The sequence below is a fragment of the Aeromicrobium piscarium genome (assembly GCF_007421815.1).
In the GTDB taxonomy this organism is placed as follows: domain Bacteria; phylum Actinomycetota; class Actinomycetes; order Propionibacteriales; family Nocardioidaceae; genus Aeromicrobium; species Aeromicrobium piscarium.
Genome location: NZ_VLNT01000003.1, coordinates 256509 through 275066 on the forward strand (window position 1 = coordinate 256509; position 18558 = coordinate 275066).

Sequence of the window (18558 nt, forward strand, 5' to 3'; positions counted from 1 at the left end):
GGGTCCCAGTTCCTCGACGCGACGCCGTCGAGATCCATGGCCCGGCCCGTGTCGTTCTCCCCAGTGTGGCTCAGCGGCGCGGGCGGATGAGTCCCTCCTGGGCCACCGAGGCGACCAGCGTGCCATCTTGGCGGTAGACCTTGGCCGTGCTGAAGCCTCGCGACGAGCCCGCCCACGGCGAGGTCTGGTCGTACAGCAGCCACTCGTCCGTGCGGAAGGGACGGTGGAACCACACCGTATGGTCCAGCGACGCCGGAGATACTTGCGGCGAGTTGATGATCATCCCATGCGGAACCAGCGAGGCCCCCAGCAGGCTGAAGTCGCTGTAGTAGGTGAAGGCCGCATTGTGGATGCGCGGATCGTCCGGAAGCTCCCCTGCCGCCTTGAACCACATGCGCTGGATCGCCGGGACCCGCTCGGGCGACGGATCATCGTCGGCACGACCACCGCTCACATAGCGCATGTCGTAACCGCCCCATTCGGCGTGCCACATCTCCACCGATCCCTCGTCGATCAGGTGGATGAGGTCGGTCATCGAGGTCGCGTCCTCCGGCGAGCCGATATCGGGCATCGCGTCCTGATGCTCCCAGCCCTCCTCATCGCGCTGGAAGGACGCGGTCATGTAGAAGATGATCTCGCCGTGCTGGCGGGCCGCGACACGACGCGTCGTGAAGGAGCGACCGTCCCGGACATTCTCCACGTCGTAGACGATCGGGATCGACGGATCGCCGCCGAGGATGAAGTACGCGTGCAACGAGTGGATCCGGCGGTCGTCGGGCACCGTGAGTTGCGCAGCCATCGTCGCCTGGGCCGCCACCTGGCCGCCGAACACCCGCTTGAGGCGCGAGTTGACCGGTTGCCGGCCACGGAACAGGCCGACCTCCAGGGGTTCGAGATCGAGCAGGTCGACGACTTCGTTGATCGAGGCAGGCACGGCCACGAGTCTAGTGTCTGCGCGACCGCCGCGGGCCATGTGCGGAGGCGTTCCTCCTCACGCGATCAGCCGTGGTCGTCGGGGCGGTGCTGGGCCAGGAAGCGCTCGAGTTGAGCGGCGAGCTCGTCGCCGCTCGGCAGGTGGCCGTCGTCCTCCAGGAGGGACCGTGCCGCACCGCGCGCGAAGGCGTCGTACTGCTCCTCCAAACCGTTCAAGACGTCCTCGCCGTTCTGCTCGTGGATCTGCTCCTCGATCTGCGCGATCGCCGCGGGCTGCTGCTCGCGCAGATCCTCCAGGTCGAAGGTCAGGCCCGTACGCAGGCCGGCAGCCTCCAGCACGGCGATCGCGGCGGTGGGGTACTCGACCTGCGTCAGATAGTGCGGCACATGCACGACATAGCCGAGGGCATCGGTTCCCCGCTGGCCCAGGCGGTACTCCAGCAGCGTCTGCGCGGAGGACGGGACGGTGATCTCGGCCTCCCAGAGGTTGCGACGATCCACCAGCTCCGGTCGCGTGGCATGGGCCGTGATCATCGGCGGCCGCGTATGCGGCACTCCCATCGACACGGCGCCCAGGCCCACCACGAGGGAGACGTTCTCGCGGTCGATGATCTCGATCACCTCGCCGACGAAACGCTCCCACCCGAAGTCCGGCTCCGGACCCGACAACAACAGGTACTCGCGCCCCGACACGTCGTACTCTCGAGTGATGGCCAGACGCGGCGGATCGTAGGAGCGATAGTGATCGGCGTCGAAGACGATCGGCGGCCGGCGCGCACGGTAGTCGTAGACGGGATCGAGGTCGAACTCGTGCACCGTCACGCCATCGGCGCCGCGCAACTGCCGCGAGACCAAGGATGCGGACGATCCGGCTGTCAGGAACCCGTCCAGGACGTGGAGCAGCACAGGCCCCTCGCCGGTGCTGCGCTCAGGGCGCGTCTCCCGCTTCTCGGGTCGCAGAGCTTTCGGTAACCACTTCGGTGTCAACATCGTCACTGCCTCGCGATATTCCCGTGGAGGGACGTGACGGTGTCGGCGGCGATGGCGGGACCTGTGAGTCCCTGACGCTCCAGGATCACGGCGCGCTTGGCGTGATCGAGGAAACGCTGGTCGACTCCGTGGATACGGACCGGCGTGCGGACCCCGGCGTCGAGAAGGGCACAGGCGATCGTCGAGCCGACGCCGCCCTGGCGGCCGTTGTCCTCGACGGACACGATGAGCCGATGGCCGGCCGCCAACTCGACGACCGCCGGATCGAGCGGCGCGATCCAGCGCGGATCGATCACCGTGCATCCGATACCGTCCGCGGCCAGCCGCTCGGCGGTGTCGAGAGCGACGGCGGCCATCGTGCCCGCACCGACGAGCAGCACGTCCGGCTCGGCATCGCGTCGCAGGACGTCCACCCCACCGACGTGGTCGATGGCGGCGATGTCCTCGCCCACCGGCCCCTTCGCGAAACGGACGACGCTGGGAGCATCGTCGATCGCGACAGCCTCGCGCAGAAGCTCCCGCAGGCGTGCCCCGTCGCGCGGCGCCGCGATGTGGATCCCCGGCACCAACTGAAGCAGGGACAGGTCCCACATGCCGTTGTGGCTGGCACCGTCGTCGCCGGTCACGCCGGCCCGGTCCAGCACGAAGGTGACGCCGCAGCGGTGCAGCGCGACATCGAGCAGCACTTGGTCGAAGGCTCGATTGATGAACGTCGCGTACACCGCGACCACCGGGTGCAGCCCGCCCATCGCCAAGCCGGCGGCGCTCGTGACCGCGTGTTGCTCGGCGATCCCGACGTCGAAGACGCGGTCGGGGAACTTGTCCGCGAAGGCATCGAGGCCGACGGGATACAGCATGGCCGCGGTCAGGCCGACCACGTCGGAGCGTTCGTCGGCGATGCGCACGATCTCGTCGCGGAAGACCGAGGTCCATCCGGCCGGCGCCACCGACGTGGCCTCGCCGGTGGTGCGATCGAAGGGGGTCGACTGGTGCATCTGGTCGTTCTCATTGGCCACGGCGATGTCATAGCCCTGGCCCTTGGTGGTGATCGCATGCACCAGCACGGGTCCGCCGAAACGTTTGGCGGCGGCGAGAGCCTGCTCCATCGCGACGCGGTCGTGTCCGTCGACGGGACCGATGTACTTGATGCCCAGATCCTCGAACATGCCCTGCGGGGCGAGAGCGTCCTTCATGCCCTTCTTCACGGCGTGGAGCGCCTCATAAGCGACCTCGCCGAAGCGGTGGCCCGAGGTCAGCCGTTCGCGGATCGCGGTGAGCGTGGGCTCGTAGCGCGGATTGGTGCGGATCTCGGTCAGCTTGTTGGCCAGGCCGCCGACCGTGGGGGTGTACGACCGGCCGTTGTCGTTGACGACCACGACCAGCCGCCGGGACTGATCGGCAGCGATGTTGTTGAGCGCCTCCCAGGCCATGCCTCCGGTGAGCGCGCCGTCGCCGATGACGGCGACGACATGGTCGTCGCGACCCGTCAGCGCGTTGGCGCGCGCCAGGCCGTCGGCATAGGACAACGATGTCGAGGCGTGAGAGTTCTCGACCCAGTCGTGCTCGGACTCCGCGCGCGAGGGGTAGCCCGAGAGCCCGCCCTCGTGACGGAGCCGGTCGAACTCGCCGGCACGGCCGGTCAGCATCTTGTGCACATAGGACTGGTGACCGGTGTCCCACACGAGGCGATCGCGGGGCGAGTCGAAGACCCGGTGCAAGGCGATCGTCAGCTCGACGACGCCCAGATTCGGCCCGAGATGCCCCCCGTTCGCGGCGACGGACTCCAGCAGGAGCTCACGAATCTCCTCTGCGAGGTGCGTGAGGTCGTCGTCACCGAGGTCCCGCAGATCCGCGGGTCCCGACAGCGAACGCAGCAAACTGGCCATTGCCCCATCGTAACCAGCCGCGCCCACGACGGCTGTGCGCCTCGACCGGTTAGCGAACTCGCGTCAGACCGGTCGGTAACGCCCGCGCACGTGGCTCAGCGCGGTCGTGCCCTCGATGACGATGTGCTCCACGCTCGCGACGATCTGATCGCTGTAACCGAGGGACGAGATCGACGCGAGGCGTGCCCCGATCCAGCTGCGCCCGTCATGGGCGGGGCCCCACGGTGTCTCTGTCCAGGAACCGAGCGTGAACGGGCCGCCGGGGGCGGGAGCCGTGCCCGCGAAGGCGTCGGCCAGGAACTGGTCGCCGTCGTCGAGCAGACTGATCGCGACCGGGGTGCCGACCTCGATCCGGTCGCGCAGGTCGGAGTCGGGATCGACCAGGATCACGACGTGCGGCGGCTCCCCGTCGGCGATCAGCAACGATGAGACGGTGAGCCCGCTGCGCCGGCGGCCCTCCCCGGCGGCCACCACGGTCACCGGTGCCGCCAGTCGTCCGCGGAAGCGCCGCAGCGCGTCGCGCTCGGGCTCAGGCGGCACGAAGGGATGCTCGGTATGGATCGTCACCCCCTCAGGCTACGGATCACGCAATCGCCGCCGCCGGAGCGGTGACGTGCGCACCCCTCGATGCTTGGAGCGGTGACTTACGCACGTCTCAGCGCGGTTGAGAGGTGTCTGACCCACCGCCCCGGGACGAGGGGGCCGTAAGTCACCGTCCCGGGACGAGCGCGGGCGGTGACGACACGGCCCCGGCGAGATGATCCCGCCGGGGCCGTGCCGTGATCGAACCGCGCTCAGTCGAGCAGCGAACGGAGCACGTACGGCATGATGCCGCCGTTGCGGTAGTAGTTCGCCTCACCCGGTGTGTCGATACGGACGACCGCATCGAACTCGACGGTGCCGTTCTCGCCCTCGGCGACGACCTTGACCGTGCGCGGCGTGCTGCCGTCGTTGAGCTCGGTGACGCCGGTGACGCTGAACGTCTCCTCACCGGTCAGGCCCAGCGACTCGGCATTCTCGCCCTCGGGGAACTGCAGCGGCAGGACGCCCATGCCGATGAGATTCGAGCGGTGGATGCGCTCGTAGCTCTCGGCGATGACCACCCGGACCCCCAGGAGGGCCGTGCCCTTGGCCGCCCAGTCGCGCGACGAGCCCGAGCCGTACTCCTTGCCGGCGAGCACCACGAGCGGGATGTCCTGCGCCGCGTAGTTCTGTGCCGCGTCGAACACCGTCGTGACCTCGCCGCCCGCGGTGAAGTCCCGCGTGAAGCCGCCCTCAGTGCCCTCGGCGATCTGATTGCGCAGCCGGATATTGGCGAACGTGCCGCGGATCATCACCTCGTGGTTGCCGCGTCGCGACCCGAGCGAGTTGAAGTCCCGCGGCTCGACGCCGTGCTCCATGAGGTACTTGCCAGCGGGGCTGTCCTTCTTGATCGCGCCGGCGGGGCTGATGTGGTCGGTCGTGACCGAGTCCCCGAGCTTGAGCAGCACCCGGGCACCCTCGACATCGGTGACCGGCGACGGCTCGCGCTCCATGCCGTCGAAGTAGGGCGCCTTGCGCACATAGGTCGAGTCGCCGTCCCATTCGAAGGTGTCGCCTTCGGGGGTGGGCAGGTTCTGCCAGCGCTCGTCGCCCGCGAACACGTCGGCGTACTCGGACTTGAAGGTGTCGGCACTCATCGACGAGGCGATGACCTCCTCGACCTCCGACGGGCTGGGCCAGATGTCCTTCAAGTACACCTCGTTGCCCTCGGTGTCCGTGCCGAGCGGCTCGGTGGTGATATCGACGTCCATCGATCCCGCCAGCGCGTAGGCCACGACCAGTGGGGGCGACGCGAGGTAGTTCATCTTGACATCGGGGTTGATGCGACCCTCGAAGTTGCGGTTACCCGACAGCACCGAGACGACCGCGAGGTCGTTCTCGTTGACGGCCGCGCTGACCTCGGGGATCAGCGGGCCGGAGTTGCCGATACAGGTCGTGCAGCCGTAGCCGACCAGGTTGAAGCCGAGCTTGTCGAGGTACGGCGTCAGGCCGGCACGCTCGTAGTAGTCGGAGACCACCTTCGAGCCGGGGGCGAGCGTCGTCTTGACCCACGGCTTGCGCTGCAGGCCCTTCTCGACCGCGTTCTTGGCCAGCAGCGCCGCGCCGATCATGACCGACGGATTCGACGTATTGGTGCAGGACGTGATCGCCGCGATCGTGACAGCGCCGTGATCCAGCGTGAAGGTCTGCCCGTCGACCGTGACCTCGATCGGGTTGCTGGGCCGCTTGCCATCGGCCGGCACGCAGGAGAGGTAGTCACGACGCGGGGTGGTGCCGTGGGCGTCCGATGCCGGCGGATCGGAGGCGGGGAACGACTCCTCCAGCGCCTCGTCGTAGTCGCCGGAGATGGTCTGCGCGTCATCGTCGATGTAGGCGGTCAGCGCACCCCGGAAGCCGTTCTTGGCATCGGAGAGGCTGACACGGTCCTGGGGACGCTTGGGACCGGCGATCGACGGCACGACATCGGCGAGGTCGAGCTCGAGGTATTCGGAGTAGCGCGGCTCGTGATCGGGATCGTGCCACAGGCCCTGCTCCTTGGCGTAGGCCTCGACGAGCGCGATCTCCTCGGGCGTACGGCCGGTGAGCTCGAGGTACTTGGTGGTCTCCTCGTCCATCGGGAAGATGGCGACGGTGGAGCCGTACTCGGGGCTCATGTTGCCGATGGTGGCGCGGTTGGCCAGCGGGACGGCGCCGACGCCCGAGCCGTAGAACTCGACGAACTTGCCGACGACGCCGTGCTCGCGCAGCTGCTCGGTGATGGTGAGGACGAGGTCGGTGGCGGTGGCGCCCTCGGGCAGCTCGCCGGAGAGCTTGAAGCCGACGACCCGCGGGATGAGCATGCTGATCGGCTGACCGAGCATCGCGGCCTCGGCCTCGATGCCGCCCACGCCCCAGCCGACGACGCCGAGGCCGTTGACCATCGTGGTGTGCGAGTCGGTGCCGACACAGGAGTCCGGGTAGGCGACGACGCTCCCCTCCGCGTCACGCGTGAAGACGACGCGGGCGAGGTGCTCGATGTTGACCTGGTGGACGATACCGGTGCCAGGCGGCACCACCTTGAAGTCGCTGAAGGCACCCTGGCCCCAGCGCAGGAACTTGTAGCGCTCGCCGTTGCGCTCGTACTCGATCTCGACATTGCGCTCGAAGGCCTCGGGCGTGCCGAAGACATCGGCGATGACCGAGTGGTCGATGACCATCTCAGCCGGTGCGAGCGGGTTGATCTTGCTGGGGTCGCCGCCGAGGTCGGCCATCGCCTCGCGCATCGTGGCGAGGTCGACGACACACGGGACGCCGGTGAAGTCCTGCATGATCACGCGGGCAGGCGTGAACTGGATCTCCTTGCTCGGGTCCGCCGACGGGTCCCAGCCCGCGAGGGCCTTGATGTCATCGGCCGTGATGTTGGCTCCGTCCTCGGTGCGCAGCAGCGCCTCGAGGAGGATCTTGAGGCTGAACGGCAGGGAGGCGACATCGAGCCCCTCCCCCTGCACCGCATCGAGCCGGTAGAAGTCGTAGGACGCATCACCGACTCGAAGGGTGTCCTTGGAGTGGAAACTGTCGACGCTCATGGTCTTCTCCTTCGCGTGGTCTTCATCCATCCTGCCGACCTTTCGCGCGGGCGCATCACTGAGGCCGACCTAATATCTTGACATCAAGATACCTCGCGTTCACAGCGCTCTCAACGAAGGTGACCCTTACTCAGATGCCGGGCAGCCGTCATCGCAAGGCGCTGAGGGCACGCAGCACGGCGCGGCCCTGGCGCACCCGCGATTCCCAGGTGATGCCGATCGCCAACAGCGCGAGTCCGAGGACGCCGAAGAGGATCCAGCGCTGAACCGCCATCGCGACCGGCCACAGGTTGACGACGACCAGGACGGCGAGCACCACGGCGCCGGCCACGAAGGGCGCGCGCCACGAGCGCCACCAGCCGACGCCGATCGCCACGACGGCGGCAGCCCCCAGCAGCCACGCGCGAAGACTCGTCGGGTCGGCCAGTGCCTGCGGCATCGACGGCAGGAAGGCGACGGCCAGCCCCACCCCCAGCGCGGGGACGGTGCCCAGGGAGCTGTCGCGCCACATGAACCATCCGCCGATGCCCAGCGTGAGCACGGCCAGCGGCACGGTGAAGGCCTCGACTGCCTGGACCTCCTGCCCGATCACCAGGCAGATCCACGCCAGCACGGCGAAGGTCACGGCGGGGATCAGACACCAGCGTCGGTCCGCCACGTCGAAACCGGCGCCGAACAGGACCAGCGAGAGCAGGAGGAACAGCAGCGCCATCCACGTGGCGTCCTCGGCATCGAGGCCGACCACCAAGCCGTAGAACGCGACTACGGCCGCGGCCACCTCCAGCGTGAGCCGGACAGGCAGCTCCTCGACACCCCAGGTGGCGAGGGCGAAGCAGACGATGGCAACCAGGACGAAGAACAGCGCCGCGATGGAAGGGTCGATGCGCTGCCATCCCACGAGCCCGCTCCCGGACGCCACGACCCCCAGCACGACCGCGGCGCTGCTCACGGCCACCGACGGGATCTCGCGGGCCAGCGCCACCACGATGAGTGCGGCCAGGGCGACGATGCCGAAGGCTGCGAAGACGATCTCATTCGAGGCCTCGGACGGGAACGCCATTCCCACCAGCACGAGCACGGTGCCGATCTGGTCGACGACGGGGCGTCGGGCGGCCGCGCATGCCACGACGGCCGCGGCGACGACGCCGGCGACGACGAACCAGCCGAACGATGCGCCGAGGGCCGCGAGAGTCACCCCGAGTCCGCAGGCGACGGCGACCGAGAGCACGGCGTAGCGGATCACAGCGAGCAGATCGGTGCTCCATCGTGCGCTCACGACCACCGCCACGATGACGGCCGCTGCCGCCGTCGCGTAGGCGAGCACGCCCAGACCGAAGGGCTCGGGCAGCGAACCGCTCCACGGGCCGTAGACATTCCTCGGCCACGCTTGCAGCCAGCCGAGGACGACGAGCCCAAGGCCCGCGACGGCCAGCACAGCGGCAGTCCACCTGCTTCCCAGCGCCCACGTGCGGGTCCCGCTCCCTAGCAATGCGGTCAGCACGCCGACGACGGCCGCGGTGGCGATCGCCGCCTCGGGAACGGTCGCGCCGCCCACTCCGGTCGCCAGGAGCAGCGTGACGCCGAGCAGCGCGCCGGCGGCCGAGACGCTGCGACCGCGCGGGGCAGTAAGGGCTCCCACGGCGAAGAGGACGGAGATCAGGAGGAGGGGCACCCCGTGCGCATCCAACAGAAGTTGTCGCGGCTCCGGGTGGGCGAGCGCGTCGACAGCCGCGGAGACCACGAGGAACGGGAGCATCACGACGAGCGGCGGCGCCACCCCCCATGTGGCGACTGTCGCGCGGGTGCGCCAGGCGAGCGCTGCCACGATGCCCGCCACGCTCACCGCGGCGAGACCCGCCCAGAACGGACGCCAGTCGAGATCGAACCACAGGTAGAACAGGAGGGTCGGCACGGCGACCCAGGGCGTCAGCGCGGCCACGACCTGCGGGACCACCAGCGACTTTCCGAACCGCGACCGGGTCGCGACCACGATGACGATCGCGATGGTCGACACGACGACAGCCCAGGCGCCGACATACAGCCCGGGGTCGATGGCCTTGAGGCCGAGCATCCCCTGCGCTCGTGCCGCGAACCAGTCGAGGGTCAGCAGGCCCAGGGTCACGCACCAGAGGGCCTCGGCCGAACCGCGCAGGCGACGCCGCGAGAGCTCACTCGCGCCCGCGGCCGCGAGGACGGTGACGCCCAGCAACACCATGGAGCGGCCGAAGAGCCCGAGCCGATCCCACGAGACGGTGATGAAGATCGTCGCGGCGACCAGCAGCAGCAAGGCACCGAGCGCGAGGATCACCCCGCCCACGTTCACGCCACTGCGTTTGGTCGACGGGGAGGCGGCCGGCTGGCCGGGGAACTGCGGGAAGGCGCCGCTCGTCGGTCCCGTCGAGGAGCTCGGCCCCGCCCCAGGCGCCTGCCCCCCGGCAAAGGGCGGGAACGGGGGTGGGCCGGGCGGAGGGGTTCCCTGAGCGGCCGATGCGGCCGGAGCGCCGGCCGGTGGGGACGGCGACGTCCCCTGGCGTGGCGCCGCGCTCTCGCGGCTCCGCGCGATCAACCGATCGGCGTCCTGAAGGCGCTCCCACAGGCTGGCTGCGGTCACCCCGCGCAGCGCGAAGCCGCAGTGAGGGCACCTCGGCTGCCCGTCGATACGACCTCGGCAGGCAGGACAGGCATGGGGATCGGCATAGCGCACGAGGTCACCTTCTCGTCAAGACCGCACCGGTGCAAGCACAGCGACACATTCGACGTGGTGTGTCATCGGGAAGAGGGCGAAGGCCCGCAGCGAGCTCAGCTCGTAGCCGAGACGCCCGAAGGAGGCGAGGTCGCGGGCGAGTGCCGCCGGATCGCAGGCCACGTAGACGATGCGCCGCGGCCCGAGCTCGACGATCGGCGCGACCGCCCCCTTGGCTCCCGCACGCGGCGGGTCGAGCACGACGACGTCGGCGGTCGTGCCCAGTCGTCCAGCGGCGAGGGCCTTCTCGACCGATGCCCGCGTCGTCGTCACGTTCGCACGGCCGGAGAGATTCGCCCGTGCATCGGCGTGGCCGCCACGCGCGCCCTCGACGCTGACCACCTCGCCCGTCGGCCCCGTGGCATCGGCGAGGAAGGCGGAGAACAGGCCGGCCCCGGCGTAGAGGTCGAGGACCCGGTCGGCGGCACGGACCTCGGCTCCCGCCATCACGGCATCCACGAGCGTGCCGGCCGCGCCCGGGTGCACCTGCCAGAAGCCCGATCCGCTGATCTGGAAGGAGTGCTCCCGCACGACCTCTGTGACGGATCCTTCACCGCGACGTACCCGGCCGTCGCTGCCCACGACGCCGTGGAGGGGGCCCAGCTCCTCGGGAACCTCGTCATCGGCGACGACCATCCGTTCCCCGGTCGACGAGAGGATGGCCTCGACGGGTCCGTCGTCCCATCGCACCGAGGGCGCCTGCGGCGTGTCCGGATGGGCGATGAGACACCGATCGATGGCCACCACCTCGTGGCTGCGGTGTCGGCGCAGTCCGGCTCGGCCCTCCGCGTCGACCGCGTAGGTCACCCGGGTACGCCAGCCGAGGTCGTCGGGAGAGACGGGCTCGACCTCCACCTCCCGGTCGAGGCCCGCGAGACGTCGAAGCTGCTCACTGACCACCGACCCGAGAAGCCGCCGTTGCCCGGCGGGCGAGACATGCTGGTAGTCACATCCCCCGCACACCCCGGCGTACCGGCAGGGAGGTGTGACCCGATCCTCCGAGGCATCCAGGATCTCCACCGCGTCGGCGCGCAGGAAGCGCTTGGATCGCTCCGTGATCTCGATACGCGCACGCTCCCCCGGCAGCGCGTGCCGCACGAACACGACCTGACCGTCGAGCCGAGCGACGCAGTGGCCGCCGTGCGCGACCGGCCCGATGTCGACGATCGGCCGCTCGGAGCTCACCGGGGTTCCCCGAAGCCGCGCCGCACGTCGCCGGCGGCCGCTCGGTGATCGTGAGGAGTGCGGTCATGGGCCGAGGTGAGTTGATAGGGCACGCTGACGGCCAGGACTCCGGGCATGAACAACAGTCTGCTCTTCAGACGCAAGGCGGTCTGATTGTGCAGCAGCTGCTCCCACCATCGGCCGACGACGTATTCGGGGATGTAGACCGTGACGAGCTCGTCGGGATGCTTCGATCGCAGCTCGTTCACATAGCGCACTACTGGCCGGACGATCTCGCGATAGGGCGAGTCGAGCACCATCAGCGGCAGGGTGATCCCCTGTTCTCGCCACTGCCGCTCGACCTCCTGAGTCTCGTCGGGGTCCAGATCGACGGTGACGGCCTCCAAAGCCTCGGGATGGCTGACCCGGGCGTAGGCGATCGCGCGCATCGTGGGCTTGTGCACCTTGCTCACCAGCACGATGCCGTGGACTCGCGGGAGCTCGCCCCGGTCACTGTCGTCGACCCGCAGTTCCTCGGCCACCTGACGGTAGTGGCGGGCGATCGCCCGCATCAGGATGAAGACCCCCACCATCGCGATGATCGCGATCCAGGCGCCGGCGAGGAACTTCGTCACCACCACGATGACGAGGACGGTGGCGGTGAGCAGCAGCCCGAAGGAGTTGATGGCCCGGGAACGGCGCATCCGCCGACGCGCGGCGGCATCGGTCTCGGTGGCGAGCAGACGGGTCCAGTGCCGGATCATGCCGAGCTGGCTCAGCGTGAAGGAGACGAAGACCCCGACGATGTACATCTGGATCAGCTTGGTCACCTGGGCGTCGAAGGCCACGATCAGCACGACCGCGGCGAGGGCCAGCAGGACGATGCCGTTGCTGTAGGCGAGACGATCGCCGCGGGTGTGCATCTGACGCGGCAGGTAGCCGTCACGCGCGAGGATCGAGCCGAGCACCGGGAACCCGTTGAAGGCGGTATTGGCGGCGAGGACCAGGATCACGCCCGTGCAGGCGATCGTCAGGTAGAAGGCCACCGGCAGGTCCGCGTAGAGCGCGGCCGCCAGTTGCCCGATCACGGTGTCCTGAACGTACCCGGACGACTCCCCCAGCGGCACGCCGTTGGAGAGCAGCTGGCGGGCCGGATCCTCGACATATCGCACGTGCATGGCATCGGCGAGCAGGACGATGCTCATCAGCATCGAGATCGAGATCGCCCCGAGCAGCAGGAGCGTGGTGGCAGCATTGCGGCTCTTGGGACGCCGGAACGCCGGAACCCCGTTGCTGATCGCCTCGACGCCGGTCAGAGCGGCACAGCCCGAGGAGAACGCCCGGGCGAGCAGGAAGGTCATCGCGAGGGTCGTGATCGCCCCCTCGTAAGGGGGTTCGGCCGCGATCTCATAGGAGGCGCTCGCCGCCTCCGGCAGATCACCGGTCAGGTAGGTGATCAGGCCCCACAGCGCCATCGCCAGTATCGCGATCATGAAGAGATAGGTCGGCACCGCGAATGCCCGTCCGGACTCCTTGGCGCCACGCAGGTTCATGACCATCAGCAGCAGCACGAGCGACGCCCCCGCCTCCGCCTCGTGCCCGTTGAGCCACGGAAGGGCCGCGGTCGCGTTCTGCACACCCGATGAGATCGAGACCGCCACGGTCAGCACGTAGTCGACCAGGAGCGCGCTGGCGACCGTGAGTCCTGCCGTGGGCCCGAGATTGACCGAGGCCACCTCGTAGTCGCCCCCACCGGAGGGATAGGCGTGGACATTCTGGCGATAGGAGGCCACGACGGTGATCATGACGAGGGCGACGCACAGGCCGATCTGCCAGTTCATCGAGTAGGCCGCCAGGCCGGCCATCGACAACGTCAGGAAGATCTCGTCGGGGGCGTAGGCGACGGAGGACAGCGCGTCGCTGGCGAACACCGGCAGGGCGACCCGCTTGGGAAGCAGCGTCTCGCCGATCTGCGTGTTACGCAGCTTGCGCCCTATCAGTGCCCGTTTCACGGCACCGGTGATGCTCACCGAGTGATCGTATGCCCGTCGAGAGAGGTGCGCCATCGAGCCCGACGATGACGTGGCTCACAGCCGGGGATCGGCACGGGCACGGGCGGCGCTCAGGCCGAGGGATCGTCCAGCGGGGTCTTGTTCCGGCTCAGCATCCACCCCATCGCGAGGAGCGAGGCGACCTGCAAGGGCCATCCCATCGCGATCTTCGCGGTCCCGAGCAGGGCGATCTCGTCGGCGAGGTACAACGGGTACTGGACCACCACGCGCAGCACACAGGGCGCGACGAACAACCAGGTCATCTGCGTGCACAGCTTCCGCATGCCGCGATCGGAGCGCCAGCCGGTGACGTCCCCCACCACAGCGCCGACCAGGAAGCCCACCGCCGGCCAGCCGATGAGGATCGTGAACACGAAGATGACCGCGTACGCGCCGTTGTAGAGGATCCCGGGAAGGAAGACGTCACGCGCCTCCCCCGAGCGGGACGCGAATACCGCGGCGATGGCGATGCCCACCAGCGCGTTGAAGACGAACTGCGGATTGGAGCGCTGGACGACGCGCACCACCAGCAGGAGCACCGCGACGGCAGCGCTCACGATCAGGCTCTGCCGCAGCTCGTCGCTCACCAGGAAGCTCACCGTGAACACGATGGTCGGGATCGCGCTCTCGATCACCCCGCGTACGCCGCCGAACGCCTCGGCCAGCCGCCGGCGGACCAGCTGCTCGACGGTGGTGACATCCGGTCGACCGGCACCGGCCTCCTCGTCGGCCGGTGATCCGTTCTGCTCAGTCATGGTGTCCCGTCGGATCCGCGTGCACGGTACTGGTGTGCCCCACTGCGGCGCCTAGGATCCCGCGTCGGTACCGCTCGGCGGCTGCTGGTCCTGCGGGACCGCACCCGGCGGCAGCTGCAGCGGCAGGGGCTCGCGCACCATGCGCGGTTCGTCGCCGCGGACCACGATGACATCGCGGAGGATCTCCAGCAGCGGCTCCGCCGCCGTCTCATCGCCGGCAGCCGCACCGAGCAGCGTGGCTCGCAGCAGCCAGCGGGGGCCCTCGACGGCCAGGATCCGCGAGTCCTGAGTCCCGGTCCGCCCATCCTGAGTCTGGACCTGCACCCGGAACCGCAGCTCGTCACCGAAGGGACCGTCAGTCTCCTTCCACTCACCCTCGCGACGCTCGACCTCGCGTTTGAGATCCTGCAGCACGTCGCCCCACTCCCCACCGGAGCGCGACGCGGCGAAGATCCGCAACTCCATGGCCGAGTTGGCTCCCTCGAGCACCACGAGCACGGAGGAGAGCGCGCCGTTCTCCTGGGGAAGCTGCAGGCCCACTCCATCGCGGCCCTTGATGCGCAATGATCCGAGATCGACGTAGCCGGGAGCATCGGGATCGCGCTCGGACGAGTCCCAGGGGCCGCTGGTGCGCGGACCGAGGCTCGCGGGATCGAACTCCTGCGTCCCCGGCGTCTCCTGCTCGGGCGTCTGATTCTTGCGTCGGCCGAACATCAGTCTTCCTCTCCTACCCTCGGGGCCGGCGCCAATGAGGCGTGGCCACCCGATGAACCGTAGCCCCCTTCTCCCCGGTCCGACAGCGGGAGTGCCGAAGTTTCTGCGAAGCGGACCTGCTCGACCCGTTGGATGACCAGTTGAGCGATGCGATCTCCGCGAGAGATGTGTACGGTCTCACGCGGATCTCCGTTGACGAGGAGCACCGCGATCTCTCCGCGGTAGCCGGCATCGATCGTCCCCGGCGCGTTGACGATGGAGAGCCCGTGACGCAGCGCCAGGCCCGACCGCGGATGCACGAAGCCGGCGTAGCCCGGTGGCAGTGCGAGCGCCACCCCGGTGGGCACCAACATCCGCTCCCCCGGTGCGATGACGGCATCGACACGGGCCATCAGGTCCGCCCCGGCGTCGAGATCGTGGGCGTAGGACGGGAGGGGAAGGTCGGGGTCGAGCCGGAGCAGCGGCACCTCGGTCGTCATAGGGTCCGACCTTACCCAAGGCCGTTGACGGTCATCAGGCACAGTAGGGGCGTGACACCCCCGACGACCGTCCACCGTGAGCGCCTCACCGCCGCCGTGTCCTGGTGGGCGGCCGCCGCGATCTTCGCGGTGATCATCGGCTGGTTACTCTGGGTCGCCGCGACCCCCGCCATCGCCCTCGTAGCGGCGGCCGGAAGCCTCGTCGTCGCCGGAGCGCTGGTCGCGTTCTACGGCTCGGTGAGGATCGAGGCCGACTCCCACGGCTTGCGCGCGGGGCGCGCCTTCCTGGACACCGCCCACATCGGCTCGGTCGAACCGCTGGAAGCGGCGGCCTGGCGCGAGGCGATCGGTCCCGAGGGCGACGTGCGTGCCTTCACCTTGTTGCGGCCCTATGTACGCACGGGTGTCCGGGTCGCGGTCGAGGATCCGGACGATCCGACGCCGTTCTGGCTGGTGTCGACCAGATTCCCCGCCTCCGTAGCGCGAGCACTGCGTCCGACGCCCTGACCCCGCCCGTCACCACCCTCACCCCCACACCGGGGTGGTGAGCAGTCAACCATCGGGCAGACCCCCTCCATCGGGCGGTGAATGGTCGACCATCACTCGCGCATCTCGAGCACCAGCTCCACGTCGGCCTCGGTCGATGACTCACCGCGATCACGCCCCGACCATCTCCGGTGCGTCAGCAACCACCCCGACCCGACGGCGGTTCACTACCCACCGGAATCCGCATCGTCCACATCCAGGTGAGTGGTCAACCACCGCCCCCCGCACGGAAGCATCATCGAGACCGCGCCCTCGCCGCCCGGAACGACGCCCACGCACCCCTCGGTCCGGCGGTCTGCGTCACAATGGTTCAGACATGCCGAGCACGACGGAAGGGCACCGGTGGGCAAGCGCAAGAAGAAGCAGCGGGACGCCGCGACGACGAGTGTCGCCGAGGCGAAGGCCCAGCGCCGCCTCGGCCGGAGCACCTGGAAGCTGATGGACACGGGCGCGACGATGGTGGGCGCCGCCCTCGCTCCCCGCGTCTCCAATGCCGCCTGGCGCGCGGTCACGGGACGGAAGCCCCCGGCGAGCGCCCGTCATCCCGAGCTCAGCACGACCGAGGCCATCGCCTGGGCGGCGATCGGCGGAGCGGTCATCCAGATCGTCCGCACCGTCGTCCGGCGGGGCGTCGCGACGTACTGGGTCAAGTCCACCGGTGATCTGCCTCCCGGCATGAAGCACCTCGACCAGGACGCCTGAACTCACTTCAGCTCACGCATGCGGGACGGATGATGATGCGTTGTGGTTGCCATAGCGACCTGAACGCATCGACTTTCGAGCGGGCGCGGACCGATATCGATGCGTTGGGGCTGCTACAGCGACCGTTATGCATCGTCATCGGTCCGCACCGCCGCGCCTACCTCGCTGACGCAGCGACCGAGGCCTGAACGAGACGAGGCCCGGACCCACTGGGTCCGGGCCTCGGTTCGGTATCGAGGACGGGCTGGATCAGTCCGCGCAGTCGCGGCAGATCGGCTGGCCGTTCTTCTCAGTGGCCAGCTGGCTGCGGTGATGCACCAGGAAACAGGACATGCAGGTGAACTCGTCCGACTGTTTCGGGACGACCTGCACCGCCAGTTCCTCGTGCGAGAGATCCGCTCCGGGCAATTCGAAGGATTCGGCCGCTTCGACCTCGTCCTCGTCGACCTTGCCGGAGTTCTGCTCGTGCCGACGCGCCTTCAGCTCCTCGATGCTGTCCTCGGACTGCTCTTCCTCAGTCTTGCGAGGTGCGTCGTAATCGGTGGCCATCTACTCTCCGTCCGTGCGTGTCAACCGGCGCGATTCTGCCACATCCTTCCAAACGCGGCTGATCGAGATCGTGCTGTGGCGCGTTGGATGCTCCCGGTGCGTACCCGCGGGAGCCGCTTCCGACACGATCTACAGACCACAAGCGCGTACGAGTTCGGAATATTCCGCCCAGATATCGGGGCGCGCGACCATCGTCAACCGCTCGCCGGCGGGACCGTCGAGGCCGCCCACGATCAGCCCGGCCTCCGCGGCGATGAGTCCTCCCGCGGCCAGGTCCCAGGGCTTGAGCCCCTGCTCGACATAGGCGTCCAGCTCCCCCGCCGCGACCGCGACCAGGTCCAGCGCCGCCGAACCGATCCGGCGGATGTCCCGTATCCGCGGCAGCAACCGCGCGATCGCCTCGGCCTGTCGTTCGCGTGTCGGCGCATCGTAGGCGAAGCCCGTCGCGACCAGCAGCTGCGACAGGGGCGTGGCGGGAGGGCCGTGCAACGTCTCGCGCTCGTCACCGTGCCAGCGCCATGCGCCGCCGCCCGCGACCGCCCCGTACTCGGCGCCGGTGGCGATGTTGACGACGTAGCCGATCGAGGGAGCGTGCTCCGCAGCGTCCGTACGCGCCGCGATGGAGACCGCATAGGCGGGGAGTCCGTAGACGAAGTTCACCGTGCCGTCGATGGGGTCGACGACCCACTCCACACCGCTGGAGCCGGCCACGTCCTCGCCCTCCTCGCCGACGAATCCGTCATCGGGACGCGCCGTGAGGATCCGCTCGCGGATGAGCCGCTCGCTCGCGCGGTCGATCTCGGTCACCGCATCAGTGGGACTGGACTTGGTGGCGACGACATCGACCCGTCCGGCCGGACGGAGCCGTCGAACGAGTTCCGCCGCCTCGAGACCGGCCTCACGGGCCAGGCCCAGCAGCTCGCTGTGCTCGCTCATACCAGTACCGGCAGGTCCGCCCGGGCGTTGAGACAACATCCCACCGGACAGTGATCCGGCCAGGGGCCCGCCTGGCCGCACGCCGGCCGGTCGGGATCCTCGCCCCGTTCGGCGGCCGCACGCTCGAGCACGAGCTCACGGACGAGCGCCACGAAACTCGGATGGACCCCGGGCGTCGGAACCCGGACGAAATCCAGTCCGAGCTCCTTCGCCGTCTGCGCAGCCTCGGTGTCGAGGTCGTAGATGACCTCCATGTGATCGGAGATGAAGCCGATCGGCACGACCGCCACCGACGTCACCCCGTCACCGGCGAGCTCGGTCAGATGGTCGTTGACGTCCGGCTCCAGCCAGGGAATGTGCGGGGAACCCGATCGGGAGCAGAAGGCGAGGCTGGTCGAGGTCAGCTCGAGCTCGTCGGCGACGAGCTGGGCGACCTCGCGGTGGGGGGGGCAGGGGGGCCCAGCCCCCCCCACCCCCCGGGGCCCGGGAGGTGGAGAGGGGG

Annotated in this window: 16 protein-coding genes; 2 read left to right on the plus strand and 14 right to left on the minus strand. The window is 69.1% G+C overall.

Translation table 11 applies throughout. The annotated features are described in order from the left end of the window. Positions 1-70: 70 nt before the first annotated feature. From FNM00_RS06165 to dut, 11 genes are all read right to left on the minus strand, one after another. Positions 71-934 carry an acyl-CoA thioesterase gene (locus FNM00_RS06165; RefSeq protein WP_143912467.1) on the minus strand — a complete coding sequence of 288 codons (864 nt, stop codon included), beginning with the start codon at positions 932-934 and terminating at the stop codon, positions 71-73. Between the two features lie 65 nt (positions 935-999). Next, entirely contained in the window at positions 1000-1923 is a 924-nt protein-coding gene (locus FNM00_RS06170; RefSeq protein ID WP_143912468.1) for a proteasome assembly chaperone family protein, read from the minus strand. Positions 1924-1925: 2 nt separating this feature from the next. Then, on the minus strand, positions 1926-3809 hold the full coding sequence (gene dxs, locus FNM00_RS06175) for a 1-deoxy-D-xylulose-5-phosphate synthase (protein WP_143912470.1): 1884 nt from the start codon (positions 3807-3809) through the stop codon (positions 1926-1928). Between the two features lie 63 nt (positions 3810-3872). Further along, on the minus strand, positions 3873-4376 hold the full coding sequence (locus FNM00_RS06180; RefSeq protein ID WP_143912472.1) for a flavin reductase family protein: 504 nt from the start codon (positions 4374-4376) through the stop codon (positions 3873-3875). A gap of 227 nt (positions 4377-4603) precedes the next feature. After that, positions 4604-7417, minus strand: coding sequence for an aconitate hydratase (locus FNM00_RS06185; protein ID WP_143912474.1), 2814 nt, complete (start codon positions 7415-7417; stop codon positions 4604-4606). Positions 7418-7565: 148 nt separating this feature from the next. Next, positions 7566-9725, minus strand: coding sequence for an SCO7613 C-terminal domain-containing membrane protein (locus tag FNM00_RS06190; protein ID WP_143912475.1), 2160 nt, complete (start codon positions 9723-9725; stop codon positions 7566-7568). 411 nt (positions 9726-10136) lie between these two features. Next, positions 10137-11345, minus strand: a complete 1209-nt coding sequence (locus FNM00_RS06195; RefSeq protein WP_143912477.1) for a class I SAM-dependent RNA methyltransferase — start codon at positions 11343-11345, stop codon at positions 10137-10139. Next, on the minus strand, positions 11342-13354 hold the full coding sequence (locus FNM00_RS06200; RefSeq protein WP_246065089.1) for an APC family permease: 2013 nt from the start codon (positions 13352-13354) through the stop codon (positions 11342-11344). Before FNM00_RS06200 ends, FNM00_RS06195 begins: the two co-directional genes overlap by 4 nt. A gap of 92 nt (positions 13355-13446) precedes the next feature. Beyond that, positions 13447-14130 (minus strand): DUF3159 domain-containing protein, encoded by a 684-nt coding sequence (locus FNM00_RS06205; protein WP_143912480.1) that lies wholly within the window; start codon positions 14128-14130, stop codon positions 13447-13449. Between the two features lie 51 nt (positions 14131-14181). After that, complete coding sequence (locus FNM00_RS06210; protein ID WP_143912482.1) at positions 14182-14844, minus strand: DUF3710 domain-containing protein; 663 nt, start codon at positions 14842-14844, stop codon at positions 14182-14184. After that, positions 14844-15323: a dUTP diphosphatase gene (gene dut / locus FNM00_RS06215; protein WP_143912484.1), complete on the minus strand. Its 480-nt coding sequence runs from the start codon at positions 15321-15323 to the stop codon at positions 14844-14846. The genes FNM00_RS06210 and dut overlap by 1 nt, the downstream gene beginning before the upstream one ends. 51 nt (positions 15324-15374) lie before the next feature. On the opposite strand from dut, the gene FNM00_RS06220 reads away from it, so the two are divergent. Together FNM00_RS06220 and FNM00_RS06225 are read left to right on the plus strand one after the other, a co-directional pair. After that, positions 15375-15830: a DUF3093 domain-containing protein gene (locus tag FNM00_RS06220; protein ID WP_185973007.1), complete on the plus strand. Its 456-nt coding sequence runs from the start codon at positions 15375-15377 to the stop codon at positions 15828-15830. 381 nt (positions 15831-16211) lie between these two features. After that, positions 16212-16571 carry a DUF4235 domain-containing protein gene (locus FNM00_RS06225; protein WP_143912487.1) on the plus strand — a complete coding sequence of 120 codons (360 nt, stop codon included), beginning with the start codon at positions 16212-16214 and terminating at the stop codon, positions 16569-16571. A gap of 249 nt (positions 16572-16820) precedes the next feature. Here FNM00_RS06225 and FNM00_RS06230 read toward each other — a convergent pair whose 3' ends face one another. The 3 genes from FNM00_RS06230 to FNM00_RS19185 form a co-directional block, all read right to left on the minus strand. Next, the gene (locus FNM00_RS06230) at positions 16821-17120 is read right to left on the minus strand and encodes a DUF4193 domain-containing protein (RefSeq protein WP_087624668.1); all 300 of its coding nucleotides are present in this window, start codon (positions 17118-17120) and stop codon (positions 16821-16823) included. Between the two features lie 129 nt (positions 17121-17249). After that, on the minus strand, positions 17250-18056 hold the full coding sequence (locus tag FNM00_RS06235) for an inositol monophosphatase family protein (RefSeq protein WP_143912489.1): 807 nt from the start codon (positions 18054-18056) through the stop codon (positions 17250-17252). After that, on the minus strand, positions 18053-18558 hold a 506-nt coding region (locus FNM00_RS19185; RefSeq protein WP_246065090.1), incomplete at its 5' end, for a ferrochelatase. The genes FNM00_RS19185 and FNM00_RS06235, both read right to left, overlap by 4 nt.